At 67.3% G+C, this 23,819-nt stretch carries 24 protein-coding genes; 5 read left to right on the forward strand and 19 right to left on the reverse strand.

Annotated features, from left to right (window positions below):
• Positions 1-190 precede the first annotated feature (190 nt).
• From NX02_RS12330 to NX02_RS12345, 4 genes are all read right to left on the reverse strand, one after another.
• Complete coding sequence (locus NX02_RS12330) at positions 191-1,981, reverse strand: M2 family metallopeptidase (protein ID WP_025292499.1); 1,791 nt, start codon at positions 1,979-1,981, stop codon at positions 191-193.
• A gap of 63 nt (positions 1,982-2,044) precedes the next feature.
• Positions 2,045-2,809, reverse strand: coding sequence for an alpha/beta fold hydrolase (locus tag NX02_RS12335; RefSeq protein WP_025292500.1), 765 nt, complete (start codon positions 2,807-2,809; stop codon positions 2,045-2,047).
• Positions 2,810-2,846: 37 nt separating this feature from the next.
• Complete coding sequence (locus tag NX02_RS12340; RefSeq protein WP_025292501.1) at positions 2,847-3,521, reverse strand: DUF2238 domain-containing protein; 675 nt, start codon at positions 3,519-3,521, stop codon at positions 2,847-2,849.
• Positions 3,522-3,579: 58 nt separating this feature from the next.
• On the reverse strand, positions 3,580-4,608 hold the full coding sequence (locus tag NX02_RS12345; RefSeq protein ID WP_025292502.1) for an aspartate-semialdehyde dehydrogenase: 1,029 nt from the start codon (positions 4,606-4,608) through the stop codon (positions 3,580-3,582).
• Positions 4,609-4,903: 295 nt separating this feature from the next.
• Between NX02_RS12345 and NX02_RS12350 the strand changes: the two genes are divergently transcribed.
• Positions 4,904-5,626 (forward strand): DUF2189 domain-containing protein, encoded by a 723-nt coding sequence (locus tag NX02_RS12350; protein ID WP_245648836.1) that lies wholly within the window; start codon positions 4,904-4,906, stop codon positions 5,624-5,626.
• A 91-nt stretch (positions 5,627-5,717) separates the two neighbouring features.
• Here the strand turns inward: NX02_RS12350 and NX02_RS12355 are convergent, their stop codons facing one another.
• From NX02_RS12355 to ffh, 7 genes are all read right to left on the reverse strand, one after another.
• A complete protein-coding gene (locus NX02_RS12355; protein ID WP_025292504.1) occupies positions 5,718-7,964 on the reverse strand; it encodes a DPP IV N-terminal domain-containing protein in 2,247 nt (748 codons plus the stop codon).
• A gap of 161 nt (positions 7,965-8,125) precedes the next feature.
• Positions 8,126-8,509 carry a 50S ribosomal protein L19 gene (gene rplS / locus NX02_RS12360; RefSeq protein ID WP_025292505.1) on the reverse strand — a complete coding sequence of 128 codons (384 nt, stop codon included), beginning with the start codon at positions 8,507-8,509 and terminating at the stop codon, positions 8,126-8,128.
• A gap of 1 nt (position 8,510) precedes the next feature.
• Positions 8,511-9,242, reverse strand: a complete 732-nt coding sequence (gene trmD / locus NX02_RS12365; RefSeq protein WP_025292506.1) for a tRNA (guanosine(37)-N1)-methyltransferase TrmD — start codon at positions 9,240-9,242, stop codon at positions 8,511-8,513.
• A gap of 85 nt (positions 9,243-9,327) precedes the next feature.
• Complete coding sequence (locus NX02_RS12370) at positions 9,328-9,642, reverse strand: hypothetical protein (RefSeq protein ID WP_158014000.1); 315 nt, start codon at positions 9,640-9,642, stop codon at positions 9,328-9,330.
• Between the two features lie 62 nt (positions 9,643-9,704).
• Complete coding sequence (rimM, locus tag NX02_RS12375) at positions 9,705-10,241, reverse strand: ribosome maturation factor RimM (protein ID WP_025292508.1); 537 nt, start codon at positions 10,239-10,241, stop codon at positions 9,705-9,707.
• A 143-nt stretch (positions 10,242-10,384) separates the two neighbouring features.
• Complete coding sequence (rpsP, locus tag NX02_RS12380) at positions 10,385-10,777, reverse strand: 30S ribosomal protein S16 (protein WP_025292509.1); 393 nt, start codon at positions 10,775-10,777, stop codon at positions 10,385-10,387.
• Positions 10,778-10,818: 41 nt separating this feature from the next.
• On the reverse strand, positions 10,819-12,297 hold the full coding sequence (gene ffh, locus NX02_RS12385) for a signal recognition particle protein (protein WP_025292510.1): 1,479 nt from the start codon (positions 12,295-12,297) through the stop codon (positions 10,819-10,821).
• Positions 12,298-12,507: 210 nt separating this feature from the next.
• Between ffh and dapF the strand changes: the two genes are divergently transcribed.
• The 4 genes from dapF to NX02_RS12405 are packed head-to-tail and all read left to right on the forward strand — an operon-like array spanning position 12,508 to position 16,151.
• Positions 12,508-13,317, forward strand: a complete 810-nt coding sequence (dapF, locus tag NX02_RS12390; protein ID WP_025292511.1) for a diaminopimelate epimerase — start codon at positions 12,508-12,510, stop codon at positions 13,315-13,317.
• Complete coding sequence (gene mtaB, locus NX02_RS12395; RefSeq protein ID WP_025292512.1) at positions 13,314-14,579, forward strand: tRNA (N(6)-L-threonylcarbamoyladenosine(37)-C(2))-methylthiotransferase MtaB; 1,266 nt, start codon at positions 13,314-13,316, stop codon at positions 14,577-14,579. The genes dapF and mtaB overlap by 4 nt, the downstream gene beginning before the upstream one ends.
• The gene (ftsY, locus tag NX02_RS12400; RefSeq protein ID WP_025292513.1) at positions 14,576-15,514 is read left to right on the forward strand and encodes a signal recognition particle-docking protein FtsY; all 939 of its coding nucleotides are present in this window, start codon (positions 14,576-14,578) and stop codon (positions 15,512-15,514) included. Before mtaB ends, ftsY begins: the two co-directional genes overlap by 4 nt.
• Before the next feature lie 10 nt (positions 15,515-15,524).
• Complete coding sequence (locus tag NX02_RS12405) at positions 15,525-16,151, forward strand: septation protein A (protein ID WP_039996558.1); 627 nt, start codon at positions 15,525-15,527, stop codon at positions 16,149-16,151.
• Between the two features lie 16 nt (positions 16,152-16,167).
• On the opposite strand, the gene nfi is transcribed toward NX02_RS12405, so the two are convergent.
• Genes nfi through NX02_RS12445 form a run of 8 tightly spaced genes read right to left on the reverse strand, consistent with a single transcriptional unit; the run spans position 16,168 to position 23,808 of the window.
• Positions 16,168-16,878, reverse strand: a complete 711-nt coding sequence (gene nfi / locus NX02_RS12410) for a deoxyribonuclease V (protein ID WP_025292515.1) — start codon at positions 16,876-16,878, stop codon at positions 16,168-16,170.
• An 8-nt stretch (positions 16,879-16,886) separates the two neighbouring features.
• Positions 16,887-17,639: an AIM24 family protein gene (locus NX02_RS12415; protein WP_025292516.1), complete on the reverse strand. Its 753-nt coding sequence runs from the start codon at positions 17,637-17,639 to the stop codon at positions 16,887-16,889.
• A 33-nt stretch (positions 17,640-17,672) separates the two neighbouring features.
• Positions 17,673-18,602, reverse strand: a complete 930-nt coding sequence (locus tag NX02_RS12420; RefSeq protein ID WP_025292517.1) for an HpcH/HpaI aldolase/citrate lyase family protein — start codon at positions 18,600-18,602, stop codon at positions 17,673-17,675.
• A gap of 4 nt (positions 18,603-18,606) precedes the next feature.
• Positions 18,607-19,686: a cysteine protease StiP family protein gene (locus NX02_RS12425; protein ID WP_039996561.1), complete on the reverse strand. Its 1,080-nt coding sequence runs from the start codon at positions 19,684-19,686 to the stop codon at positions 18,607-18,609.
• Between the two features lies 1 nt (position 19,687).
• Positions 19,688-20,440, reverse strand: a complete 753-nt coding sequence (locus NX02_RS12430; RefSeq protein ID WP_025292519.1) for an HAD family hydrolase — start codon at positions 20,438-20,440, stop codon at positions 19,688-19,690.
• Positions 20,437-21,600: a phosphoribosyltransferase domain-containing protein gene (locus NX02_RS12435; protein WP_245648837.1), complete on the reverse strand. Its 1,164-nt coding sequence runs from the start codon at positions 21,598-21,600 to the stop codon at positions 20,437-20,439. Before NX02_RS12435 ends, NX02_RS12430 begins: the two co-directional genes overlap by 4 nt.
• Positions 21,597-22,784 carry a trypsin-like peptidase domain-containing protein gene (locus tag NX02_RS12440; RefSeq protein WP_025292521.1) on the reverse strand — a complete coding sequence of 396 codons (1,188 nt, stop codon included), beginning with the start codon at positions 22,782-22,784 and terminating at the stop codon, positions 21,597-21,599. Before NX02_RS12440 ends, NX02_RS12435 begins: the two co-directional genes overlap by 4 nt.
• Positions 22,777-23,808 (reverse strand): ATP-grasp domain-containing protein, encoded by a 1,032-nt coding sequence (locus tag NX02_RS12445; RefSeq protein WP_025292522.1) that lies wholly within the window; start codon positions 23,806-23,808, stop codon positions 22,777-22,779. The genes NX02_RS12440 and NX02_RS12445 overlap by 8 nt, the downstream gene beginning before the upstream one ends.
• Positions 23,809-23,819 lie beyond the last annotated feature (11 nt).

Consider the following 23,819-nt stretch of genomic DNA (forward strand, 5'->3'; position numbering starts at 1 on the left):
GCGATCCCCGCCGGCCACGGCCGGCGGCCTTCTCCGCCCCTTGTTTCGGTCTGGTTCCCGCCCAGCGTCGCGGCGTACAACGCTTGAGCGCGCCCAATAGCCGATTCAGCGCAGAATGTCAGCCGTCTCATGCCGTAAACCACGGCGACATGAAAGAATCCCATGATTCTCTTGCCGGTGTTGCCGACAATCACCATCCGCAGGTGCGGGCAGCGTTCTGCTCCTTCAACCAGCTCATCAACGGCTCGAAATAAGCGATCATCGCCTTGCCCGAAATGTCGCGCTCGCCGGTGAAGGCTTCCAGCGCATCGGGCCACGGCTTGGACGCGCCCATTTCGAGCATCGCCTCGAATTTCGCCCCGACATCCTTGTTGTCGAAGAAGGAACAGCGGTGCAGCGGCCCGGTCCAGCCCGCCTGATCGCAGGCCGCCTTGTAGAACTGGAACTGCAGGATGCGCGCGAGAAAATAGCGCGTGTAGGGCACCGATGCGAGGACATGGAACTTGGCGCCGGGGTTGAAGGCGCTCTCGTCGCGGTCGACCGGCGGTGCGACGCCCTGATACTGCAGCCGCAATGCATCCCAGGCCGCCTGATAGCTGCGATCGTCGATCTGGCCGGCGAACACGCCCCAGCGCCATTTGTCGATCAGCAGGCCGAACGGCAGGAAGGCGACCTTGTCCATCGCCTGGCGCAGCAGCAGCCCGGTATCCTTGTCCGCCGGCGGCACCCTGGCAGGATCGAGCAGGCCGATGCGGAGCAGATAATCGGGCGTAATCGACAGCGCGATTGTGTCGCCGATGGCCTCGTGGAAGCCGTCATTGGCGCCGTCGCGGAACAGATAGTCCTGCTTGTTGTAGGCGCGCTGGCAATAATTATGGCCGAGTTCGTGGTGGATGGTGACGAAATCGTCGCCATTCACCTTGATGCACATCTTGATGCGCAGATCCTCGACATTGTCGAGATCCCAGGCGGACGGGTGACAGATCACCTCGCGATCGGCGGGCTTCGCGAACTGCGACCGCTGCCAGAAGGTCTCGGGCATGGGTGCGAAGCCGAGCGAGGAAAAGAAGCCCTCACCGGCCTTCACCATCTTCAGCGCATCATATTTCTTCGCGGCGAGCAGCGCGCTCGTATCATAGCCAATATCTCCCGCCCCCTTCGGCGCGACGACATCATAGATGTTGCCCCATTCCTGCGCCCACATATTGCCGAGCAGGTCGGCGCGGATCGGGCCGGTCGCCGGCTGCACCGCATCGCCATATGTCTCGTTGAGCCTGGCGCGGGTAAAGCAATGCAGCTCGTCATAGAGCGGCTTCACATCCGGCCAGAGCCGGTCGACCAGCCGTGCGAAATCCTCGGGCGGCATGTCGTAGCGCGCGCGCCACATCGACCCGGCATCCTTGAAGCCGAGCTCGCGCGCGCCCTTGTTGGTCAGGTCGATCATGCGGACATAATCGTCGCGCATCGGCGCGCCGACATTGTCATGCCAGCTCAGCCACATCTCCTTGAGCTTCGCCGGATCGCGCACCGTGCCCATTTCGGCCTCGATGTCGCTGCCGCTGATCGGCTTTCCATCGAGCGTGCCCCTGCCGGCACCGTAGATCGCCTTGATCTTGGTGCCGAGCTTGGCGAGTTCGGCCGCTGCCCCGGGCGTCGTCGGGGCAGGAGACGTGATGCCGCCGCGCAGCGTCTCAAGCTTGCGCCGCGTCTCGTCCGACAGCCCGGCGACCTTTGTGAACTTTGCCGCCTCCTTCGCCTGGCGCACGCGCATCTCGCTTTCGCGCGTCGCGAACAGCGCAGCGATCGCGTTGGTGTCGTCGGTGATATAGGTCTCGTTGATCCAGTCGACCTGCTGCCTGGAGGTGCTGAACGCGAGCAGTTCCTTCTCCGACGCTGCGACGAAGGCATCGGCCTCCGCCACGGTCTGCGCGGCGGCCGGCAACGCGGCGGCCAGCGTCAGCAGCGAAATCTTGCGATGCATGAGAGCGGTCCCCGGGACTGAAGGCTGTGCAGGAGGCGAGATTGAGCCTCGCTCCGTTCTCCGTCAAGCGGCGAGGAAGCGGGCGATTGCGGCACCCAGCTCGGGCTTGGTCACCGCGCTCATATGGTTGCCCGGAACGATCGCGCGTTCGCCCTGCGGCAGCAGTTCCGCCAGGTCCTGCGCCGAACCATTGTCGTCGTCATCGGCGCCGGCGAGCACGAGCAACGGCAGATCGAAGCCGGCGAGCACCTCACGCGGCGTATCGACGAAGCTGTCGAGCAGCCGCAGCAGCGCGATCGGATCGCCGCCGGTCGTCTTGAGGAAGGCCGCTGCCATGAATTCGGGCGATCCGCGCGGATGCGCATCGAGATCGGTCAGCACGCGGCGGAAATGATCGGCGCGGTTGCCGGTCGAGGTCAGCCCGGTCAGCCCCATGCCGGAAATGATCGCGCGGCGCGGCGCGGCGCCGCGCGCCAGCATGCGCGCGATGGTGCGACCGCCCAGCGAATAACCGCCGAGATCATAGTCGGTAAGGCCGAGATGCGCGATCAGCGCGAGACCATCGTCGGCGAGGATGTCGGGCGGATAGGCGGCGGGATCATGCGGCTTGCCGCTGCTGCCATGCGCGCGCAGATCCGGCATGATGACGCGGAAGCCTTCGGCAGCGATCGCCGCGGCATGGCCATATCTGATCCAGTTGGTGCGCGCGTCGGAGAAATAGCCGTGGATCAGCACCACCGGCCGCCCCTCGCCCAGTTCGTGCCACGCCAGGTCGACCCCGTCCGGGGCGGTGAAGCGGTCGGTCACGACCTCGCTGCTGTTCGTCACGCTGCCATTCCTCGTCCGTTCGTTCCGACCGCGGCGACTAGCCGCGGCGATCGCCGCTGTCGATCCGGACGCGCGCCGCGAGCCCAGCCCGTACCGACCAGAGGGCGGCGATCAGCGCACCGAGACCGGCGAGTGCCATATCCTTCTGGGCATCCCACATGTCACCCTGCTGGCCGTTATAATCATCGGCCATCGAGGCTGGCGCGGCGAGGCTGATGCCCCATTCGAAAATCTCGTAGAGCCCGCCGGCCGCGAGCACGAAGCCGACCGCGAGCGACGCGCTCCAGGCGGCCCCCGCCCCCGCGCGCCGGCAGGCCAGCCCGACGATCGGTGCTACCGCGAGTGCGCCGAAGGCGAAATGGACGATGCGATCGTAATTGTTGCGTTCCCAGCCGAGCAGCGCATCGATCGAGACGCCCAACGCCGCCTCGCTCCAAGCATCATAGGGCATGTTGGTGTAGGTCCAGCGCGCGCCGAACGTGTGGAGTGCAAGAAAGCCGGCGATGCAGCCCAGTTCGGCCGTGCGCAGCGGCCACCGCGCGAGCAGCAGCGGTGCCGCGATCAGCAGCAGCGCTGTCGGGATATGGTGGAGCGGCGCGGTGCGCGGAAAGGGCTGGTCGATCTGGACGACGAGCAGCAGCGCGGCAAGCGCGATCAGGATCCAGCGCTGCGCCTTCGGCAGCGCACGCCATGCCTGCAGCCACCCCGCCATGTGCCCCCCGGACGCAAAGAAGGGGCCGGGCGACTCCCGCCGCCCGGCCACGATCTCGTCAGGCCGCCTTCTTGAGGTGACGGCGGCCGAGCAGTTCGGCGATCTGCACCGCGTTCAGCGCGGCGCCCTTGCGAAGGTTGTCGCTGACGCACCACAGGACGAGCCCGTTGTCGACCGTCGGGTCTTCGCGGACGCGGCTGACGTAGGTCGCGAATTCGCCGACGCATTCGACCGGCGTCACATAGCCGCCGTCCTCCCGCTTATCGACCAGCATGATGCCCGGCGCCTCGCGCAGGATGCGCTGCGCCTCGGCTGCACTGATCTCTTCCTCGAACTCGATGTTGATGGCTTCGGAATGGCCGACGAACACCGGTACGCGGACGCAGGTCGCGACCACCTTCACCTTGGGATCGAGGATCTTCTTGGTCTCGACGACCATCTTCCACTCTTCCTTGGTGAAGCCGTCATCGAGGAACTTGTCGATGTGCGGGATCACGTTGAAGGCGATCTGCTTGGTGAACTTCTTCGGTTCGGCCTGGTCGCCGACGAAGATGTTGCGGCTCTGCTCGAACAGTTCGTCCATGCCCGCCTTGCCGGCGCCCGAGACCGACTGATAGGTCGAGACGACGACGCGCTTGATCTTCGCGGCATCGTGCAGCGGCTTGAGCGCCACCACCATCTGCGCGGTCGAGCAGTTCGGATTGGCGATGATGTTGCGCTTGGTATAGCCGTCGATCGCTTCCGGGTTCACTTCCGGCACGATCAGCGGAACATCCGGGTCCATGCGGTAGAGCGACGAATTGTCGATCACCGTGCAGCCCGCCGCCGCCGCCTTGGGAGCGTAGATGGCGGTCGCGTCGGAGCCGATCGCGAACAGCGCGATGTCCCATCCCGCCCAGTCGAAATGCTCGATGTTCTTGACCTTGAGCATGCGACCGGTTTCGCCGAACTCGATCTCGTCGCCCGTCGAACGCGCGGACGCGACCGCGGCGATCTCGTCGATCGGGAATTCACGCTCGGCAAGGATGTTCAGCATTTCACGGCCGACATTGCCGGTCGCGCCGGCGACCACCACGCGGTAGCCCATCGCAATCACTCCAGTTCTCAACAAAAAAGGAGCGGGGGCCATAGCGCCATGATCGCAAAACGCCAACCCGCTTCCGCGACAGAAGATGTCGTTTGACACCAATATATGGTATCGATGCCGATCGTCGGTTCGTCCGACTCCGCCAAGGTACGGCGCAGCCAGCAACCGACAGGATGATGGACATGCCTGAACACAGGAGGAGAGGATGGTCGCGCTCAGCTTGGACCCGGTACGCACGCCGGCTTTCGATACGATTGCGGTCCGGAGGATTGGGTCGGAAGATATAAACGCCGCGTTGCGAGACGCCCTCGACGATTTTCGATCCAAACGCGGCGACCTGATCTTCGCAGGCCTGATCTATCCGTTCGTCGGCCTCGCCGCCGCCTGGCTGGCGCTGGGCAACGACATCCTGCCCCTGTTGTTCCCGGTCGCCGCCGGCATCTCGCTGCTGGGGCCGCTCGCCGCGACGGGCTTTTACGAGCTGGCCCGCCGCCGGGAGGCGGGGCTCGAGGCAGGATGGCGGCATTTCTTCGATATCGCGAAGAACCCCGCGCGCGACTCGATCGCCGTGGTCGGCACCATCCTGATCGCGCTGTTCGGCGCGTGGCTGGTCGCCGCTGTGCTGATCTACACCGCCTTCATGGGCACGGCGGACCCCGCATCGCCGGGCGCCTTCCTGTCCGCGCTGTTCGGCACCGCCAATGGCTGGGCGATGATGATCGTCGGCAACCTCGTCGGCCTCGGCTTCGCGATCCTGGCGTTCGCGATCAGCGCGATCTCGCTGCCGATGCTGGTCGATCGTGACGTCGGTGCGGGCCCGGCGATGCGCGCCTCGATCGAGGCGGTGCGGCGCAATCCGATGGTGATGACGCGCTGGGGTCTGACCATCGCCGTGCTGCTGGTCGTCGGATCCCTGCCGTTCTTCCTCGGGCTGGCGGTGGTGCTGCCGGTGCTGGGCTATGCGACCTGGCATCTTTACACGCGGGTGGTGGATCGGGAGGCGCTGGCGGCGGTTTAGAGGCGTCCCGCCCGCCCCCTCCCCATCCTCCTTGTTCTCCGTTCGCCCGCAGCGACGTCGAGGGGCGAACGGAGGGGGTGTTGGGGCGGACCTATTCTTTGGGTCGGTCCTTCCCCACGGTCCGGTCGAGAAACGCCTCGATCGTCCTCCACAGATGCACGCTCACGCCCGGGCCGCCGACGCTGTGCGTCTGCCCCGGATAGACCATCGTCTCGAACGGATGCCCGGCCTTCTGCAGCTTCGCCATCAGCGCGGTGGAATGTTCGAACACGACATTGTCGTCCGCCATGCCATGGATCAGCAGCAGCGGGTCTGCGATTCTGTCGGCATTGCCCAGCGCGTCGGAGCCCGAATAGGATTGCGGATCCTTGTTGGGATCACCCAGATAGCGCTCGGTATAATGGGTGTCGTAGAGACCCCAGCGGGTGACGGGCGCGCCCGAGACGCCGGCGGCAAAGATGCCCGGCGCGGCCTCCAGCAGCTTCAGCGTCATGTAGCCGCCATAGGACCAGCCATAGACCGCGACCTTTTCCGGATCGACGAAGGGCTGCTGCTTCAGCCAGGCAACCCCGGCGAGCTGGTCGTCGACCTCGACCGTGCCCATCGCATGGTAGATCTGGTTCTCGAACGCAGTACCGCGATCGGGCGAGCCGCGGCCGTCGATCGAGAAGATCACCCAGCCGCGCGAGACGAGATATTGATGCAGCGGATTGCCCCACTGCTTCAGCACCTGCCGCCCCGCGCCCGGCCCGTTATAGACCTGCACCAGCACCGGATGGCGCGTGCCGTCGGCACCCCTGGGCTTCAGCAGCTTGTAATGCAGCGTGCTGCCGTCCTTCGCCTGCAGCGTCCCGAACTCCGGCGTGACGTGTTGCGCGAGATAGGGCGTGTAAGGATGATCGCCGGCGATGGCGTTGCGATCGAGCCAGCGTAGCCGCTTGCCCTGCGCGTCGGCGAGATAGGTCTGCGCGGGCTGGTCGGGGCCGGAGCGGTTGACCAGCATGCGCGTGCCGCTCTTGTCCATCTCGGCGGCGTTCCAGAAGCCGGCCTCGGTCAGCCGGCGCGGCGCGCCGGGCTTGGCAAGATCGATCTCATAGACATGCTGCTCGATCGGCGTGTCCTTGTTGGCAGTGAACAGCAGCCGTCCCCCGGACTCGTCGACCGCGATGACGTCCCGCACCTCCCAAGCGCCGCTGGTGAGCTGCGTCCATTTGCCGTCCGCCCAGCGATAGAGATGGCCATGACCGTCCCGCTCGGACCACCAGATCAGGCTGCCATCCTTCAGCGCGCGCAGATTGTCGCTGAGGTTGATCCAGCTGCGCGCGCCCGCGACCTCGCTGAACAGCACGGTCGAAGCGCCGGTTTCGGGATCGACCTTGAGCATGTCGAGCCGCTTCTGGTCGCGGCTCTCGCGCTGGACGAGCAGCGCCGATCCGTCCGCGGCCCAGTCGACGCGCGCGAGATAGATGTCGGTCTCGGTGCCGAGATCCACCTTCACCGGCGTGCCGCCCTTCGGGCTGACGATATAGAGTTCGACCAGCACGTTGGGCGTGCCCGCCGCGGGATAGCGCTGGTCGTAGACCTTGGTGCCGTCGGCGCCGATCGCGGCGCGGCTGACGACGCCGACCGGCGCCTCGTCGAACTTCTCGACCGCGATGCGCGTGTCGTCCGGCGACCACCAATAGCCGGTATAGCGGTTCATCTCTTCCTGGGCGACGAACTCGGCCTCGCCGAAACCGATGGTGCCGCCACCGCCCGCGGTCACCTGCCGTTCCTCATTCTTCGCAAGGTCGAACGTGAACAGGTTGCGATCGCGCACGAACGACACATGGCTGCCGCGCGGGCTGACCATCGGGTTGAGCTCGCCCGCCTCGCTCCTGGTAAGCTGGCGCACCCGGCCATCGCGGGTGGCGAGGTAGAGATCGCCTTCCAGCGGCACGAGGATGGTCTGGCCGTCAGCCGACCATTGATAGGTGACGATGCCGGTGGTGCCGCCGATGCGACGGCGCTCGCGCTGCATCTTCTCCGCTTCGGAAAGCTCGGCGCCGCTGCCGAGCCGCTTGCTGTCGACCAGCATCCGCTCCTGACCCGTCGAGAGGTCGAGCGCCCACAGGTCGAACCGCTCCTTCTCGTCGGCGCGGGCGCGCAGCGAGGTCAGCAGCTTGCCGTCGGGCGACAGCTTCTGCGCGCGGACCGGGGTGCCGCTGAGCGCGGGCGTACCGAACACACGCTCCAGCGTCAGCCGGCCATCCTGCGCGGGCGCCTCAGCCATGACTGCGGTTCCGGCCAGCAGCGGCACGATCAGCGCCGCAGCGCCCAGCAACGATTTCAAACGCATCGACGATCACCTCGGATATCATCCCTGTTCGGGGTCATATCCTCCCGCTTAGCCATAGCGCGGCGGAGGTAAAGCGCCACCGCCACGAAAATGGGCGCGCACGAAAAAGGGCGCGGAAGCCATGCCTCCGCGCCCTGATCCTTGCACTCGCGTGCGACCGATTACTCGGCGGCAGCGGCCGGACGCGGATCGCGACGCTCGGCGATACGCGCCGACTTGCCGGTACGGCCACGCAGATAATAGAGCTTCGCGCGACGCACGACACCGCGACGGACGACCTCGATCGAGTCGATGTTCGGCGAGTAGAGCGGGAAGACGCGCTCGACGCCCTCACCGAAGCTGATCTTGCGGACGGTGAAGCTGCTGCCCATGCCCTTGTTGGAGCGGGCGATGCAGACACCCTCGAAATTCTGGACGCGGGTGCGTTCACCTTCGACCACCTTCACGCCGACCTTCAGCGTGTCGCCGGGACGGAATTCGGGAATCTTCTTCGATTCGGTGAACTTGGCAATCTGCTCGGCTTCGAGCGTCTGGATGAGGTTCATCTCACCGGTCCTTCTTTTTTTGCCGCGCGCCAGAGGGCGACTGGACCCGAGCGCCCTCATGGCGCTCCCAAAGATCCGGCCGCCTTAGCCGTGTATCGCTCTCCGCCATCGACTTGCGCCAGGCGGCGATCTTCGCATGATCCCCCGATCGCAGCACTTCGGGGATCGTGCGCCCTTCCCATTCGACAGGTCGGGTATAGTGCGGATATTCGAGGAGGCCGTTTTCGAAGCTTTCCTCGTCTCCGCTGGAAGCGGCGCCCATTACGCCGGGAAGCAGGCGAATGCAAGCGTCGAGCAGCACGAAAGCGCCGATTTCGCCACCCGAAAGCACATAGTCGCCGATCGAGACGGGCTCCACCTCGCGGGCCTCGAAAAGGCGCTCGTCGAAGCCCTCGAACCGGCCGCACACGATGATCGCGCCCGGGCCCTCGGCAAGCCTGCGGACGCGCTCCTGCGTCAATTGCCGGCCGCGGGGCGACATCGCCAGCAATGGCCGGCCATCCGCCACGCTGTCGATCGCCGCGGCGAGCACATCGGCGCGCAACACCATGCCGGCCCCGCCGCCCGCCGGCGTATCGTCGACCGAGCGATGCTTGTCGGTGGCGAAGTCGCGAATCTGCACGGTCTCCAGCGACCAGGCCTCCTCACGCAGCGCCCGGCCGGCCAGCGACGCACCGAGCGGGCCGGGAAACATTTCCGGATAGAGGGTGAGGATCGTGGCGGCGAAGCTCATGGGTGTACGCATTCCAGCGGGATGGCTGCTCGGGGGCAAAGTGGTGCGGCTGCCCTAGTTCGCCGCCCTGCCGTCGGCAACCGCCTCAGCGCCGGAGCGCCATCACCGCGACGAACGCCGTCGGCACCCCCAGTATCGCGCCGATCACCAGCGCGTAGAAGAGGAAGAAGGTCAGCGCCAGAATCGGCATTCCCGCCGAGACGCCGGGATCACCGGCAGATGACAGCAAGGCGATCACGAAGCCGAGCGCAAACAATATCGCCGACAGTATCGGAAAGCTGATTGCCGAGAACAGCAAATGCGCCCCGCGCCCGATGTTTGGCCTAATCTTTATTACCAGCCACGCCGCAAAGGTCGTTACACCAACGGCAAGCAATGCAGAAACGAGAACGAACTCCATCGCTTTGCCGCTCCTTTCATCATTGAAGCGCAGCAAGGCGATTTAGGTTCCGTTTATGCGATTCACTCTGCGGCGAAGGCGGCGGTTACCAGCAGATGCCTGTCGTTCCAGTCGGGCACAGCATCGGGCTGCATCGGCACCATGAAGCGCTTGCCCGTGGGCCGCTCGATCTCGACGACGTCGCCGGCGCCGAAATTCTCGACCGCCACGACGGTGCCGAGCGCCTCCCCCTCGGTCGAAATCGCGGGCAGGCCGATCAGGTCGACATGATAATATTCGCCCTCGCCCAGCGCGGGCATAGCCGAACGCGGTACGGTGAGCGGCACCCCGCGCAGCGCTTCGGCGGCGTTGCGGTCGTTGATCTCGACGAAGCGGGCGACCGCACCATTGGGGCCCGGGCGCACCGACTTGAGCGTCAGCGTGCGGCCCGCGGCATCGAACGACGCATACGCCCGCAAGCCCTCCGGCCCGTCGCCGAACAGCTTGAGGCGTACCTCGCCGGTCACCCCGTGCGCGCCGATGATGGCGGCCAGGGTGACGGGCGCATCGCCCCTCCCGCTTGCGGGCGGGGTCGGGGGAAGGCTGGTTTCAACCGGCATAGAGGTCGGCAACAGGCCCTACCAGTCGCTGCCATGCTCTCGGTACGACATGCGCGCCGCGCATGTCTCGATCATGCCGGGGGCATGGTCGACCGAGCGCCTGGCCGCTACGCCCCTCCCGCACGCGAGAGGAGGAACAAGGCTTACGCCTCGGCAGCGGCTTCTTCCTCGGCCGGCGCGTTGGCGGCGGCTTCGGCCTCGGCCAGCTTCGCGGCCCGCTCCTCGGCGCGCTCCTTGGCCTTGTCGCCCGGCTCGGCCTTCTTCGGGTTGTTGCGCGCGGCGCGCTCCTTGAGGCCGGCCGCATCGAAGAAGCGGGCGACGCGATCGGTCGGCTGCGCGCCGACGGTCAGCCAATGCTTCGCGCGGTCGGCGTCGATCTTGACGCGCTCGGGCGAATCCTTGGCGAGCAGCGGGTTGTAGGTACCGATCTTCTCGATGAAGGCGCCGTCGCGCGGGCTGCGCGAGTTGGCGACGACGATGCGGTAATACGGGCGCTTCTTGGAGCCGCCACGCGACAGACGGATGGAAACGGACATTCTACACTTCCTTCTTCAGCATTCGAACGGCGTGGAGCCGATCACTTCTTCTTCATGAAATTCTGGAACCCGGGCGGGAGCCCCTGCGGCGCACCGGGAAGCCCCGGCAGCCCCGCCGGCGGGGTACCACCGGCACCGCCACCGCCGAGCAGGCCGCCGAGCCCGCCCATGCCGCCGCCGCCGCCACCGCCAAGCATGCCGGCCAGGCCCTTCAGCCCGCCCATCTTCTTGATCTTCTTCATGGCGTTGGCCATTTCCTGGTGCATCTTGAGCAGCCGGTTGACGTCCTGAACGGTCGTGCCGCTGCCCTTGGCGACGCGGATCTTGCGCTTGGCGTTCATCAGCTCGGGCTTGCCGCGCTCCTTGGGCGTCATCGAGCCGATGATGGCATCCATGCGGACGAGGATGCGATCGTCGACCTGGCCGTTGGCCATCGCGTTCTGCACCTTCTTCACGCCCGGCAGCATCGAGGCCAGCATGCCGAGGCCGCCCATGCGGCGCATCTGATCGAGCTGGGCGCGCAGATCGTTGAGGTCGAACTGGCCCTTGGCCATCCGCGCGGCGAGCTTTTCCGCCTCGTCCTGCTTGATCGTCTCGGCGGCACGCTCGACGAGGCTGACGACGTCGCCCATGCCGAGGATGCGGCCGGCGACGCGGCTGGGGTGGAAGGCCTCGAGCTGGTCGAGCTTTTCGCCGGTGCCGGCGAACTTGATCGGCTTGCCGGTAACGGCGCGCATCGACAGCGCCGCACCGCCGCGCGCATCGCCGTCCATCCGGGTCAGCACGACCCCGGTCAGCGGCACCTGATCGGAGAAGGTCTGCGCGACGTTGACCGCGTCCTGGCCGGTGAGAGAGTCGACGACGAGCAGGATCTCGTTCGGGGTCGCGACATCGGCCACCGCGCGCATCTCGTCCATCAGCGCCTGGTCGACGTGGAGACGACCGGCGGTGTCGAGCATGACGACGTCATAGCCCTGCAGCTTCGCCGCATTGAGCGCGCGCCGGGCGATGTCGACCGGCTGCTGGCCGGCGACGATCGGCAGGGTCGCGACATTGGTCTGCGTGCCGAGCACCGCAAGCTGTTCCTGCGCGGCCGGGCGCTGGACGTCGAGCGACGCCATCAGCACCTTCTTGCGCTGCTTCTCGCTGAGGCGCTTGGCGATCTTGGCGGTCGTGGTCGTCTTGCCCGAGCCCTGAAGGCCGACCATCATGACGACCGCGGGCGGCGTGACATCGACCGAGAGCTCGGAAGCCTCGGAACCCAGCATCTCGACGAGCGCGTCGTTGACGATCTTGACGACCTGCTGGCCGGGCGTGACCGACTTCAGCACCTGCTGGCCGACGGCCTGCTCGGTGATCTTGTCGATGAAGTCGCGAACCACGGGAAGCGCCACGTCTGCCTCCAGCAGCGCGATGCGCACTTCGCGCATCGCCGCGCGCACGTCCGCTTCGTTCAGCGCGCCACGGCCACGCAGGCGGTCGAAAACGCCGCCAAGCCGTTCGCTCAGACTTTCAAACATGCCAGGGCACTCCAACCGTTTCGTTCGATGCCCGCCCACGCAACGCAGAAAACGCCGGTGGGCGAAACCTCGCCGACCGGCGTCGCACCTCCTCCAGCGGACGGCGCGTCGTTGTCACGTTCGTAGCGGAACGATCGGGGCCCCTTAAACGAGCGCGCGGGAAATGGCAACATGATGGACAGCGCGGCCCGGCATCCCTAGATCGCGGCCATGACGCTGCGGTTCCACAAGATGCACGGGCTTGGCAACGACTTCGTCGTGGTCGACGGCCGCGAGGCTCCGGTCGCGATCGACGGGGCCCTTGCGCGCGCGATGGCCGATCGCCATCGCGGCATCGGCTGCGACCAGCTCATCCTCATCGAGGAGTCCCCGCACGCCGATGTGGCGATGCGCATCTTCAACGCCGACGGCAGCGAGGTTTCGGCCTGCGGCAACGCCACGCGCTGCGTCGCGCAACTGATCGGCGGCGAGGCGACGATTTCCACCGCCGCCGGGCTGCTTCACGCCAGCCGCACCGAGGGCGGCATCAGCGTCGACATGGGCGAGCCGCGCTTCGGGTGGGAAGACATCCCCCTCGCCTTCGCGATGCACAGCGCCGGGCTGCCGCTCGCTTGGGAGACGCTGGAAAAGCCGTGGGCAATCAATGTCGGCAACCCGCATGTCGTGTTCTTCGTGGAGGATTGCGACGCGGTGCCGCTCGAACGGCTGGGGCCGCTGATCGAGCATGACCCGGTGTTTCCCGAGCGGATCAACGTCAATGTCGCGACGATCGTCGACCGCGGCCATCTGCGCCTGCGGGTGTGGGAACGCGGCGCCGGCCTCACCCGCGCCTGCGGCACCGGCGCCTGCGCGACCGGGGTGATCGCGATGCTGCAGGGGCTGGTCGATTCGCCGGTGACGGTGTCGCTGCCCGGCGGCGATCTTTCGATCGGCTGGGCAAAGGGCGAATCGATCCGCATGACCGGCCCCGCCACCCATGTCTTCAGCGGCGAGGCGGAGCTGGCGGCGTTCGGCGCATGAACGCGCCGCGCACGCGCGGGCCCGAGCTGATCACGCTCGGCTGCCGGCTGAACATCGCCGAGAGCGAGGCGATGCGCGCGCTCGCCCCGGACGCGGACGATCTCGTCATCGTCAACAGCTGCGCGGTGACCGAGGAGGCGATGCGCCAGGCACGCAAGGCGATCCGCCGTGCGCGCCGCGCGCGGCCCGAGGCGCGCATCCTCGTGACCGGCTGCGGCGCGCAGATCGATCCGCAGGCGTTCGCGGCGATGCCCGAGGTCGATCGCGTCGTCGGCAACGCCGAAAAGCTCGATCGCGCGGCGTTCGACTTCATGCGCGATGGCGACCGCCGCGTGCAGGTCTCCGACATCTTCGCGGTCCGCACCACCGCGCCGCATCTCGCCCCCGCCTTCGCCGAACATGCCCGCGCCTTCGTCGAGGTGCAGACCGGCTGCGACCATCGCTGCACCTTCTGCGTGATCCCGCAGGGGCGCGGCAACAGCCGCTCGGTGCCCGCCGGCGCGGTCGTCGAGCGCATCGCCGCGCTCGTCGATGGCGGCCATGCCGAGGTGGTGCTGACCGGCGTCGACCTCACCAGCTATGGCCCCGACCTGCCCGGCGCGCCGACATTGGGCATGCTCGTCGAGCGCATCCTCAGGCATGTGCCGGCACTCCGGCGGCTGCGCCTCTCCTCGCTCGACAGCGTCGAGATCGACGATCGGCTGTTCGACCTGATCGCGCATGAGCCGCGGATGATGCCGCATCTCCATCTCTCGCTGCAGGCGGGCGACGACATGATCCTCAAGCGGATGAAGCGCCGCCACAACCGCGCGCAGGCGATCGCGCTGGTCGCGCGGCTGAAGGCGGCGCGGCCGGAGATCGCGATCGGCGCCGACCTCATCGCCGGCTTCCCGACCGAGGATGAGGCGATGTTCGGCAATTCGCTGCGCCTCATCGACGAGTGCGACATCGTGTTCGGCCATATCTTTCCCTATTCGCCGCGCCCCGGCACGCCCGCCGCGCGCATGCCGCAGGTGGCGCATGACCGCATCCGCGATCGCGCCGCGCGGCTTCGCGCCGCGGCGGCCGCACGGCGGACGGCGTGGCTGGCGACGCTGGTCGGCTCCGCCCAGTCGATGCTGGTCGAGCGCGACGGCCGCACCGGCCATGCCGGAAATTTCGCGCGGATGCGGCTGGTCGAGCCGGCGCGCGCGGGATCGATGCTGCCCGTTCGCGTCGTGCGGCTTGAAGACGACGTGCTGATCGCCGAAAGGGCCGCATGACCGACGATCACCAGACGGGGCAAAAGCCCTGGCAAAACCGGCTGCTGGGCGGCTTCCGCCGCACCTCCGACCGGCTGAGCGAAAATCTGACCGGCCTCTTCACCAAGGCGACGCTCGACAGCGAGACGCTCGACGAGATCGAGGAAGCGTTGATCGCATCCGACCTCGGCCCGGGCACCGCCGCGCGGATCCGCGAGCGGCTGGCCGGCGAGCGCTTCGAGCGCGGGCTCGACGAAGCCGGGGTACGCCAGGTGGTGGCGGACGAGATCGCGCGCATCCTCGCCCCCGTGGCCGAGCCGCTGGAGATCGATGCCTTTCCGCGTCCCCAGGTGATCCTCGTGATCGGCGTCAACGGATCGGGCAAGACGACGACCATCGCCAAGCTCGCACGCCGCTTCATCGAGCAGGATTATGGCGTGATGCTGGTGGCGGGCGACACCTTCCGCGCCGCCGCGATCGGCCAGCTCAAGGTGTGGGCGGAGCGGCTGGGCGTGCCGATCATCTCGGGCAAGGAAGGCGGCGATGCCGCGAGCCTGGTGTTCGAAGGCGTCAAGCAGGGCGTTGCGACCGGCATCGACGTGCTGATCGTCGACACCGCGGGCCGCCTGCAGAACAAGGCCGGGCTGATGGACGAACTCGGCAAGATCCGCCGCGTGCTCGGTCGCCTCAACCCGGAGGCCCCGCACGACGTGGTGCTGGTGCTCGATGCGACGACCGGCCAGAACGCAATGTCCCAGATCGAGGTGTTCAAGGAAGTGGCGGGCGTGACCGGGCTGGTGATGACCAAGCTGGACGGCACCGCGCGCGGCGGCATCCTGGTGGCCGCCGCCGAGAAATATGGCCTGCCGATCCACGCGATCGGCGTCGGCGAGGGGATGGACGACCTGCGGCCGTTCGACCCGCACGAAGCGGCGGCGGCGATCGCCGGCGCCTGAGGATAGTGAAATGAACCAGACGACTTCCGAGAAGCAGCTCAGCCCGCTCGGCCGCATGGCGATCGACTTCGGTCCGATCATCGCCTTCTTCGCGACCAACAGCCTGCTCCCCTCCGACTGGGCCTCGCTGCGCCGGATCATGGCGGCAACCGCGGTGTTCATGGTCGCGACGGTCGCGGCGATGATCTATTCGCGGCTCAAGGCCGGCAAGATATCCCCGATGCTGTTCATGTCCGGCGCGCTGGTGCTGGTGTTCGGCGGGCTGACCTTGTGGTTCCACAACGACACCTTCATCAAGGTGAAGCCGACCATCGTCTATTCGATGTTCGCCGCCGTCCTTGCCTTCGGTCTCGCCACCGGCCGGCCGCTGCTCAGGATGCTGCTGGAAAGCGCCTATCCGGGGCTGACCGCCGAAGGCTGGCGCAAGCTGACGATCAACTGGACCGTCTTCTTCGTCGCCATGGCGATCCTCAACGAGATCGTCTGGCGCAACAGCAGCTTCAATTTCTGGCTGGGCTTCAAGGTGTGGGGTGCGATCCCGCTGACCTTGCTGTTCGCGATCGTCAACATTCCGATGCTGCTCCGGAACGGCATGTCCGACCCGAGCAAGCAGGCACCGGTACCGCCCGAGGGCTGAGCCGACACCACTCACCTCAGCTGGGCGGCCCCTCGATCTCTTTCAGCGCCATCCGCACGGCGTGATCCGCGGCGCGCGTCGTCTCGGGCAGACGATAATCGCGGGCGAGGCGTAATATCCACCCGCAGGCGCTGTCGAGCGCGATGCGATGCCCGATCGAGGCATAGATCGGCCTGACGCCATCCTGCGTGCGCAGCACGGCGCCGATCGTCTCGTCGGCATCGACCAGCAATGCAATGCTGCCGCGTTCATCCTTCAGCGGATCATGGGTGCCGATCAGCCGGTTCTTAGCGCAGCCGATCGTCGGCAGGTCGCAAACGACGCCGAGATGGCTGGCGAGGCCGAACCGGCGTGGGTGGGCGATACCCTGCCCGTCACAAACGACAAGTTGTGGCGGCTGTCGAAGCTGCTCCAGCGCCTTGAGTACGATCGGCAGTTCGCGAAACGAGAAAAGGCCGGGCACATAGGGAAAGTCGGCCGTGCCCCAGGCGGTGGCGATCTCGATCGGCGCCAACGTGTCGGCATCCAATGTCACCGCCGCGCAGACGATCCGCTCACCATCCGCCGCATAGGCGACATCGACACCGGTGACGCGCAAGACCGGGTCGACGAACGCATCGTGCCGGATCACGGCAGCGGCAAGCTCCGCCTGCAACGCCAGCGCCTGTTCGACCGCGATCATCGCATTTCGCTTGTCCTCCCCGGCGTGCAGCGTCGGGGAGGACATTTGTCGGATCAGATCCGCATCGTCGGGGTCAGCCACACCGTCCCGCGGCCGCGGAACACGAACACCAGCCCCTCGCCGCTGCGCATCGCGTTGCGCAGGCCGCGGACCAGCGGGCGGAGTTCGACCTGCAGCGAGGCGGAATACATCATCATCAGGTCGCCATCGACGATGAGTTCCTTGGAGCCGTCGAGCTCGATCGCCTCGACCTCGTCCACCGGCACCGGCGCCTCGACCACGAACACGCCCGTGCCTTCCAGCTTGGGCTGCATCAGGCCGTTGCCCGAGAGCACGCCCGAGATCGTGTTGTGCATGTGCGTCTTGACCTGGATCGAGCTTTCGCAGGCGTAGAACGCCTTGTCGTCGAGAATCAGCGCATCGCCGGGGCCATCCATCTCGGCGATGATGAACTGCTTGGAGGTGGGCTCGCTCCACACCTCGCCATAGCCGCTGTAGCGCGTCGCATAGGCCGACTCGCCGCTGCCCGCCGAGCGCACGGCGCGGGCGAAGAAACCGCCCTGCTCGTTCTGCTGGACTTCGACCTGGAGCTTGCCATGCGCATATTGCAGCGCGCCCGGCTCCAGCAGCGCAGAGCCGCCATCGAGGATGATGCGGAGCTGGCGAACCGTGATCGGCTCGCCGCCATAATAGGTCGCGCCTTCGCCGCCGATGCCAAGCGAATAGCTCTTGCGCTTGAACTGATAGAGTTCGAAGCGCGCGCCCCGGCCGGTCTTCTCGTCGATCTTGGTACGATAATCGGACATCTGGACTCTCCCACTACTCGGAAATGGTCAGGCTCAGGCGGTGCGCGGCACCTCGATCGCATGGCGCAGGCCGAAACAGTCGGCACGGCGCAGGATCGTCGAGGCCCAGCGGCCATGGGTCGCCGGCTCGCACATCGTCGCCTGGCTGGCGAACACGGCGCGGCTGTCCCGCGAGAGCATCGCGGTCGCCTCGACCAGCTCGTCGGTCGTGACCTGATACGCCTCGTGGATCGGGCCGATCTGCGCGGGGTGGATCGCGGTCTTGGTCAGCAAGCCATGCTCGATGTCGCGCGCAAGCTCCTCACGCAGCAGCGCGGTGTTGCCGAATCCCTCGAACACCGGCGCGCTGAGCGCGAAACCCCAGGGAGCGAAGGTGGCGACGAGGCTGACGATGGTGCTGCCAAGCGGGCCGTCATAGGCCGTGCGGACCGGCGAGCGGCGCGCGCCCAGCGTCTGCAGCAGATCGTTCCCGCCGATACGGATCGCGAGTACGCGCTCGTGGATCGCCAGCAATTGCTCCCGCAGGCGGCGCATCTCGGCCTGGTCGAACACCTCGCGGGTTTCCAATGTCGGCATCAGCAGATGATGGTCATGATGGCCGAGCGCCGCGAGGTAGCGCGGCATCGTGTCGGCCGTCGCCTTGGGAATGACGAAGCCGTCGACCTGCTCGATGCCCGCCATCGCCGCGATCTCGCCCAGCATCGCCGCATCGCGCGGGCGGATGAACAGCAGCGGGCGCGACGGCTGCTCCTCGCGCGGGCGCAAGGTGGCGAGCACGGCGGCGAGCCGGCGCAGCGCGAATGACGCTTCATCCTCGCGCACCGAATCCTCAAGGCACAGCACCGCCGAACGCAATGTCGGATGGCGATGACCGCTCGCCACCTCGCCCAGATCGTCACGCGTGGCAGGCACATAAAGCGTCGCGCCAAGCGCGATCGGGTCGACGGTGGGAAGACCGTTCATCCTGCTACTCCGATCCGAGGGATTTGATGATCGCAACCGCACGGAACCGGCAATCGGGATCGAGCCGATCGACGGGAACGCCGCGGCCGCCGGCGAGATGGATGAGGTGCGCGACGTCGGGATCCGCCGGATCGCGCACGAACAGCCGGTCGGGTATGCGGCGCAGCACCGCACGGGTCGCCTCGGCGATGCCGGGCTTGACCCGGTTGCGGTCGGCGATGTTGAGCCGCGCCATCAGCGTCCCGACCAGCGCGTCGCACGCCGCCGACGTCTCCGCGCGCTGCGCATCGTCGCGCGGGTCGCGCGTCGGCACCACCTCGGTGGCGAGCGCATCGATCGTCTCGACGAAGGCGCGGGTCACGTCATGCGCGGCGAACTGCGGATAGGTGACGCAGGCGTGGAAATCGCCCGGCCCCACCACCGTATCGTTGAGTATCGAGCGGCTGACGAGGCCGGAGACGATCGAGTTGAGCAGTCCCGATGCGATCAGATAATCATCCTCGGTCGCGGCGAGATCGGCGCGGCCGGCGGGGTCGGCGATGACCGTCAGGAAGGGCGCGACGCCGAACGGACGATCGGCCAGGCAAGCCTGCAATTCGGTGGAAATCGCCCCCTTCCCCGTCCAGCCGTCGACGAAGACGATGTCCTTTGGATCATGCCGGCTGGCAATATGCTCCAGCGCGACGCGATCGATGCCCCGATCGCGGATGATGCTCACCGAATAATGCGGTGCCGACCGTCCCTGCCGGCGCAGCGCGCGCGCGAGCAACGCGCCGATCGGCGTGCCGGCGCGCGCGAGCGAGACGATCACCACCTCGCGGCCCGGCCCCGCGCGCTCGGCCAGCGCCAGCGCCAGCCCGGCGACATCCGCGGCGAGCCGCATGCCGTTGCGCGCCAGCGCGGCCTGGTAGAGCTCGATATAGATCGGATCGGGCAGGCTTTCGGCGGAAAGCATCTCCGAATAATGGCGGCGGCCCGACTGGATCAGGCGCTCCTTGGTGTCGACATCGGTCGGCGCGAGCGCAACCGGCTTCATCAGGAAGGTCACGTCGGCTGGATCATAGCTGCCCGGAAAGCCGACCATTTCAGCGCCGCGCAAAGGGCGTTGCCGCCGCCAACTGGGACCCGGTGGGGGTCATCGCGAAATCGCACAGCCCCATGAACGGCGCGTCGGTCAGGCTGTCGCCGATCCCGATCACCGGCAGGTCCGGATAGCGCACGCGCAGCGCCGGCAGCATATGCGCGACCGCCTGGCGCTTGCCGAGGAAGGGCGGCATCAGCGCGACATTGTTGCCGTTGATATGCGTCGTCCAGCCCGCGGGCACCGCATGTGCCGCCGCCCGCGCCGCGCTGTGCAGCGCCGCATCGTCGGACTCGGGATGCTTCACCAGCACATAGAGGCCGCCGACATTGTCCTCGGTCAGCACACGGACGTTGAGGCGGTGGCCGGCGGCGCTGGCGGCCGCGTCGATCGCCTCCGCAACCAGCGCGAGCGGCTCGGCGTGGAGCGCAGCCGCCTCGGATATCGTCTCGGCCCACACCGGATCGGGCTCGCCATCGTCGCCCAGCACGACGCCGCCATGCGCGCAGACGGCGGCGCGATAGTCGAGCTTGACGCGGCGCAACGCCTCCAGCCCGCGCGCGGTGACCGGCACGAACAGCGTCGAATCGAGCAGCCAGCGGATGAAGCTCATCTGGCGCGGCGTCGCATAGCTCAGCGGCGATCCGTCGCGCGCGTAGCCGATCGGCGTCATGTCAGCCTCGGCGACGTCGGCGGGCCGCTTGCGCATCGTCTGGAACAGGGTGTCGTCGAGGTCGACGAGCGTGATCGCCCTCATGCCCGCGCTCCGAAGTCGATCGTCATCGCGTCTAGCAGCGCGACCAGTTCGGGATCGACGCTGCCTTCAGGCGTTTCGTGGCAGATGATCGTCACCCGCGGGTCGTCCAGATCGACATTATAGATGTGGTTGGGCACGGCAGTTCCATAATTGTCCGAAAAGCGCAGGCGGCTGCGGATCGCACCATCGATCCGCGCGGGGCTGCGCGTCGTCGACTGCATGACCACGTCATGCCCCATCGCCTCCAGCGCCTCGGCAAGGCGGAACGGCGGATAGGTGAATTCGCCGGTGGCGATCACGCGGACGCGCGCGGCCGGCGGCAGATCGAGGCCGGCGGCGATGGCATCGACATCGACCGCGGTGTCGGTGCGGCCGAGCCGCCCGAAATTATGGTGCCGCGTCATCGCGCCCAGCGCCAGCGCCGCCCGATCGAAGGTCTCGGACGCCGTCTCCGGCGGCAGCGGCGCACCGGCCTCCCATTCGAGTTTGCCCGCGAGCAGGCTGGCGCAGCGTGCGGGCACCGGCATCCGTTCCAGCCAGCCGGTGCTGCCCGTCCAGTCGGCGAGCGTGGCGACGCGCACCGCTTCCAGTGCGGGCAGCTTCCCAGCAAGCGCGGTGGCGAGATTGACCAGGGTCGTGCCGGTCGAGACCTCGTCATCCACCAGTATCAGCGAGCGGAAGCGCGCGGTGAGCCCCTCGCCCCAGTCGGGCGCGTAGATCAGATGGGTCGAAGCGTGGCTGTGCGGCTCCTCGAAGCGGCAGAGCAAGGGATGATCCAGTTCCTGCCGCGTCGAATGGATGAAGGCGACATCGCTGCGCCCGGTGAGGCGGCCATAATCCTCATGGACGCTCTGCCCCAGGCACACCGCGGTCTCGGCGAGGCCGACGACGAGCACCGGGCCCGGCAGATCCGCCTCCAGCAGCCCGGCGAGGTCGCGCGTGCTGGCGCGCATCGTCGAGGGTTTCGCCGGGATATGACGGCCGAGCAGTCGCGAGACGACGAGGAAGGCACGGCGCGGATTGTCCCGCGCGGCGAAATCGCATAGCGCCTCCAGCGGCCAGTGCGCGCGGTCGATCCTGGCATGAAGCCTGCCGCTGGTCAGCGCGATCGAGACGGTGTCGGAATGAGCGGCGGGGTTGGCGGCCATCGTCGCGCTCACGCCTCGCACTTCACGAGATAGATATAGCTGCGCGCCTCGCGCACGATGTCCGCGCGGTTGCGCTGCGCGCTGTCGTCCGAGACGGTGCAGCCGACATCGTTGGTGGCAAGAAAAGTCCGCAACATGGGTGCCTTCGATCCGAAATTGACGTTCTCCGCGTTCACGCCGCCCTGGCGGATGCGCTCGATGTTCAGCGAACTGTGAACCTGCCCGACGACCAGCCCCGCGGTGTCGAGGATCGGCCCCCCGCTGTTGCCGCTGGCGGTCGGTGCAGTAAATTGCATCACGCTGCTGTCATTGCCCATCCCGCAAAGCGAGGAGACGTTGCCGGCGGTGGCCTGCGGCCCCGATCCGAGCAGCCCCTGCAGCGGGAAGCCGACCACGACGATATCCTCGCCCAGATGCAGGTCGAGCGCGAAGCGGAAGCGCGCGGCGGCGGGCAGGTCGCGCTCGACTCGCAACAACGCGATGTCGTTGCGGCTGTCGACGAACACCACCTCGGCGGGGCTCGTCAGCTTTTCCGAGGCGACCGAAACCGTGCGCGCGCCATCGACGACGTGCGCGTTGGTCAGCACATGGCGGCTGTCGACCGCGAAGCCGCTGCCGGAAAATTTGCTGCCCGGCGGCGGCCGGTCATGCCCGCCCGGTGACGGTGCAATATCCTGCACATCGTCGGGATAGGTTACGGGGATGTCGATGTTGAGCGAGGAGGCGACCGCGCCGATCCCGCCGACGAAGCCCTGCCCGTTGGCGGACAGGCGCCATTCGCCGTTGCGGCGATAGATCTCGACGAGGATCACCGAGGCTTCGCCGCGATTGGTGGTGTCGAGCGGGAAGCGATGGGCGGCGATCGTCGTCGTGATGCTCTGCAGGTCGCGCAGGGTGACGCCCGCACCGATCCCGCCGAGGATGTGCAGTACCAGCATCAGCCGGTCGACCTCGGCAGGCAACGCGTTCAGGTCGATGCGCAGCGCGCCGCCCTCGACGAAGCTGGCGCCTGGGCGCATCTCGCGCGCGCCGCTGTCCATCGGCCGGAAGCTTTCGGGCACGCGCCGGCTGGCGTCGAGCGCGATCAGCACCGCGCCGAGATGCCGGGCATAGCGATCGAGCCCCGCGCCCGAGACGTTGATCTCTACCGCATCGGCGCCCAGCGGCACCCGCTGGCCCGCGGTGAGTTCAGCCATGAACCGTCGTCCGGTCGGCGATCAGCACGGCATCGCCGACCGCCGCGACCAGCGCGCCCGGCTCGGGCTCCGGAATATCCTGCGGCACGATCAATCCGAGTTCGGTCGCGACATGGCACCACGGCAGGCGCACACCGGCATAGCGCGTGTAGACGCAGCCGCCGCTCATCCGCGTGTTGATTTCCAGCAGCCGCGGATCGCCATCGTCGATGCGCGCGGCGCGGCATTGCAGATTGATCAGCCCCGAGAGGCCGAAGGCCGCGATCGCGCGGCGGCCGATCTCGAACGCCGGTCCGTCGGTCTCCAGCCGCTGCGCGCGCCCTTCCTTGCGCCGCGCCACGCCGACGATCAGTTCGCCGTCGCGGCAGACGCAGTCGAGGCTCCATTCGACACCGGCCAGATGCTCCATCACCAGCAGCCGCTTGCCGAGTCCCGGCTCCGCAAGCGCGCGATGGACGACGTCCGTCGCGACGACATGGCCTTCCGGGTTCATCAGGGTCGAAAACAGGTCGCAGCCATCATCGAGCAGCCAGAATCCGGCGCCGAAAACACCCTCGGGCGGCTTGATGCACGGGTTCAGCCCGGCGGCGCGGATTTCCGCAACCGCGGCGTCGAACCCCGTCGCATCGCGCACCTCGATGGTCAGCGGCATCGGCAGCCCGACCTCCAGCGCCGCCTCGTAGAACGCCGCCTTGTCCTCGATCAGCGCCAGCATCTCCGACGAGGCCGGGACGGATACGCGGGTGCCGATCGCGGCGAACGCTTCGGCATGGGTTGCGATGAGCGCGCGCCCGTTCTGCGGCACGAACAGGTCGACATCATGGGCGCGGCAGATATCGAGGCACCAGGCGACGAACGCTGCCGCCCCCTCCTCGGTATCGCGTTCGAACATGGGCTCGATCAGCGCCAGATCGGCCGCGTCGAGAACCGCGGCCTGCGCATCGCGATGCGACGCGATCAGACGCAGGCCGGCGGGGTCGGGATGAAGGGGAAGGCCCGCGTCGTGCGCGCCTTCCCTGATCATGACGAGTGCGT

The sequence above is a fragment of the Sphingomonas sanxanigenens DSM 19645 = NX02 genome (assembly GCF_000512205.2).
Taxonomy (GTDB): domain Bacteria; phylum Pseudomonadota; class Alphaproteobacteria; order Sphingomonadales; family Sphingomonadaceae; genus Sphingomonas_D; species Sphingomonas_D sanxanigenens.

Coding starts and splice junctions, on each gene's coding strand:
- NX02_RS12330 (WP_025292499.1), bottom strand. CDS start 1,981: ATGCATCGCAAGATTTCGCTGCTGACGCTGGCCGCCGCGTTGCCGGCC.
- NX02_RS12340 (WP_025292501.1), bottom strand. CDS start 3,521: ATGGCGGGGTGGCTGCAGGCATGGCGTGCGCTGCCGAAGGCGCAGCGC.
- NX02_RS12345 (WP_025292502.1), bottom strand. CDS start 4,608: ATGGGCTACCGCGTGGTGGTCGCCGGCGCGACCGGCAATGTCGGCCGT.
- NX02_RS12355 (WP_025292504.1), bottom strand. CDS start 7,964: ATGCGTTTGAAATCGTTGCTGGGCGCTGCGGCGCTGATCGTGCCGCTG.
- rplS (WP_025292505.1), bottom strand. CDS start 8,509: ATGAACCTCATCCAGACGCTCGAAGCCGAGCAGATTGCCAAGTTCACC.
- trmD (WP_025292506.1), bottom strand. CDS start 9,242: ATGAGCTTCGCCGCCACGATCCTCACCCTCTATCCGGAAATGTTTCCC.
- NX02_RS12370 (WP_158014000.1), bottom strand. CDS start 9,642: ATGGAGTTCGTTCTCGTTTCTGCATTGCTTGCCGTTGGTGTAACGACC.
- rimM (WP_025292508.1), bottom strand. CDS start 10,241: ATGCCGGTTGAAACCAGCCTTCCCCCGACCCCGCCCGCAAGCGGGAGG.
- rpsP (WP_025292509.1), bottom strand. CDS start 10,777: ATGTCCGTTTCCATCCGTCTGTCGCGTGGCGGCTCCAAGAAGCGCCCG.
- ffh (WP_025292510.1), bottom strand. CDS start 12,297: ATGTTTGAAAGTCTGAGCGAACGGCTTGGCGGCGTTTTCGACCGCCTG.
- dapF (WP_025292511.1), top strand. CDS start 12,508: ATGACGCTGCGGTTCCACAAGATGCACGGGCTTGGCAACGACTTCGTC.
- mtaB (WP_025292512.1), top strand. CDS start 13,314: ATGAACGCGCCGCGCACGCGCGGGCCCGAGCTGATCACGCTCGGCTGC.
- ftsY (WP_025292513.1), top strand. CDS start 14,576: ATGACCGACGATCACCAGACGGGGCAAAAGCCCTGGCAAAACCGGCTG.
- NX02_RS12405 (WP_039996558.1), top strand. CDS start 15,525: ATGAACCAGACGACTTCCGAGAAGCAGCTCAGCCCGCTCGGCCGCATG.
- nfi (WP_025292515.1), bottom strand. CDS start 16,878: ATGTCCTCCCCGACGCTGCACGCCGGGGAGGACAAGCGAAATGCGATG.
- NX02_RS12415 (WP_025292516.1), bottom strand. CDS start 17,639: ATGTCCGATTATCGTACCAAGATCGACGAGAAGACCGGCCGGGGCGCG.
- NX02_RS12420 (WP_025292517.1), bottom strand. CDS start 18,602: ATGAACGGTCTTCCCACCGTCGACCCGATCGCGCTTGGCGCGACGCTT.
- NX02_RS12425 (WP_039996561.1), bottom strand. CDS start 19,686: ATGGTCGGCTTTCCGGGCAGCTATGATCCAGCCGACGTGACCTTCCTG.
- NX02_RS12430 (WP_025292519.1), bottom strand. CDS start 20,440: ATGAGGGCGATCACGCTCGTCGACCTCGACGACACCCTGTTCCAGACG.
- NX02_RS12440 (WP_025292521.1), bottom strand. CDS start 22,784: ATGGCTGAACTCACCGCGGGCCAGCGGGTGCCGCTGGGCGCCGATGCG.
- NX02_RS12445 (WP_025292522.1), bottom strand. CDS start 23,808: ATGATCAGGGAAGGCGCGCACGACGCGGGCCTTCCCCTTCATCCCGAC.